Raw genomic sequence first — 1648 nt, 5'->3', positions numbered from 1 at the left:
ATGTGGGGGATGAGTTGGAATGTCCGCTTTTGCGCAAAGTAGAAATGTCACTTTTGCTGCCACACGGCATGACGACCAGCCCCGATCTGACCGGCTGATCCGGTTGCAAGATCAGATCGGGGCGGGTGAAAGGCACCTCTTCGGCTTTAGCTTTGAGACTATCCGATCGACACCTCACTCCGCAGCCTGCCGCCGCGACAGCGCTTTCTCCCGCCGAGCAATCACCGCCGGATCACTCATGAAGTCCTTCCGCCGGCCCGGCCCACGAGCGTGTTTGATGTAGCCATTCTTGTCGCTATTGCTCTTTACGATCGGCTTGTCCTGCTGCTCCTGTCGTTCCTTGATATAGGCCAAAACATCACCAAGCCGCTTGTTCTCGGTGATCGCTGCATGCGTCACCCGCTGGTCCTTGTCGAACACCGAGTAGGGCAGGGAATAGCCTTTCCACCGCACATCCAGACGACCGTCCGCATAGGCATAGGTCTCGACATAGCGGCCAGCCAGACCGCGCGTCACCTCGGTCTCCTCCAGCATGATCCGCTTGCGTTCAAACGAAAAGGTCAGCTGCGATCCGACATAGCGCTGCTCGCGCTTGCACAGGATCTCAGTCAACCGATCCGGCGCCAGGTTCATCGGCCGGTGCAGGTCGTCTGGGCGGGCAGGGGTGATCGCAAAGCGCGCATTGTAGTCCTCCACGAAGCCCGGCAAGAACGCATTGCCCGCCTCCATGCTGTCGAGGCCAGCCAGCCGCAGCTCCTTGACCAATCGGTCTTGCAGCGTCCGGTTCATCCGCTCGACACGGCCCTTGGCCTGGCTGGAATTTGCGCAGAGAATCTCGATGTTTAGCTCGCAAAGCGCACGCCCGAACTGGGTCATGCCCTGGCCGCCTTTGGCATCCTTCTTCGCCACCCGGAACACTGAATGCTTGTCCGAGTAGAAGGCAACCGGTGCGCCGTGACGCTTGAGATAGAGCGCCAGCGCCTCGAAATAGGTGAAGGCGCTTTCCGAACGCACGAAGCGCAATTGCATCAACTTGCCGGTCGCATCGTCGACGAACACCAGCAGCGAGCAAGGCGGTCCGCGATCCTCGAACCAGCGATGCTCCGACCCATCGATCTGCACCAGCTCGCCATAGGCCTCGCGTCGCAGCCGCGGCTGATGAAACGTCCGTCGCTGCTTGCGCGACAGCCAAAGGCCGGCATCGACCATCCAGTTGCGCACAGTCTCGCGTGACACACGCAAGCCATCGCGCTCGGCAAGCTTCTCCGTCGCCAAGGTCGGCCCGAAATCCGCATAGCGTTCGCGAACCAGCGTCACCGCATAATCGCGAACCCCGTCACTGATCCGGTTGTTCGACGGCTGGCCGATCGCCTTGTGCCGGATCGATGCCGCGCCGCCAGTTCGTATCCGCTCCAGCAGCCGACGCACCTGGCGCTCGCTCAGATCAAGCACATGTGCCGCCGACACCAGCGTCATCCGGCCGGCGATCACTTTCGAAAGAATCTCGATCCGCTGCAGGTCACGCTCGCTCATCGCAATCAATCCCATCCGCAATCTCCCAGGCATCTTCAGGCCGGGGGAGTGTGACATTCCAACTTTGCAGAAACAGGACACTTCAACTTTGCGGCTACATCCAATAATCACATAA

The 1648-nt window shown here is 60.2% G+C and carries 1 protein-coding gene; it reads right to left on the bottom strand.

What is annotated here, in order from left to right:
* Nucleotides 1-174 precede the first annotated feature (174 nt).
* Nucleotides 175-1548, bottom strand: coding sequence for an ISNCY family transposase (locus ACMGE0_RS33455; protein WP_436820153.1), 1374 nt, complete (start codon nucleotides 1546-1548; stop codon nucleotides 175-177).
* Between the last annotated feature and the right edge of the window lie 100 nt (nucleotides 1549-1648).

The sequence above is a fragment of the Neorhizobium descurainiae genome (assembly GCF_051400715.1).
In the GTDB taxonomy this organism is placed as follows: domain Bacteria; phylum Pseudomonadota; class Alphaproteobacteria; order Rhizobiales; family Rhizobiaceae; genus Neorhizobium.
The sequence above is the reverse complement of the archived record's forward strand: the minus strand, read 5'-3'. Positions and strand labels throughout refer to the sequence as shown.